Source organism: Xenorhabdus budapestensis (genome assembly GCF_002632465.1).
In the GTDB taxonomy this organism is placed as follows: domain Bacteria; phylum Pseudomonadota; class Gammaproteobacteria; order Enterobacterales; family Enterobacteriaceae; genus Xenorhabdus; species Xenorhabdus budapestensis.
This window is the reverse complement of record NZ_NIBS01000169.1, coordinates 1-228: the sequence shown is the minus strand read 5'-3', so window position 1 is coordinate 228 and position 228 is coordinate 1. Positions and strand designations below refer to the sequence as shown.

1 protein-coding gene is annotated in these 228 nt (G+C 44.7%); it reads right to left on the bottom strand.

Annotated elements, in window-relative coordinates; translation table 11 throughout:
- A partial coding sequence (locus Xbud_RS20280) for a hypothetical protein (protein WP_211283565.1) occupies positions 1-186 on the bottom strand: 186 nt, incomplete at its 3' end.
- Positions 187-228 lie beyond the last annotated feature (42 nt).

The following is a 228-nucleotide window of genomic DNA, read 5'->3' as shown; positions in this document are numbered from 1 at the left end:
AGCTTCGTAAAGAAAATAAACAGCTGAAAATGGAGAAGGAGATCTGAAAGAAGGCGAGCGCCTTCTTTGCGAGAGAACTGCTGTAAGATGTTGGTTCATCAAAGAGCATACTGAGCCATTTCCCATTTCCCATTTCCCATTTCCCATTTGCCAGTTATGTCGCGTGATGAAAGTCAGTCGTTCCACGTTTTATGCCTGGCAGGCAAAACCCGTTCGGTTACTTTCTGA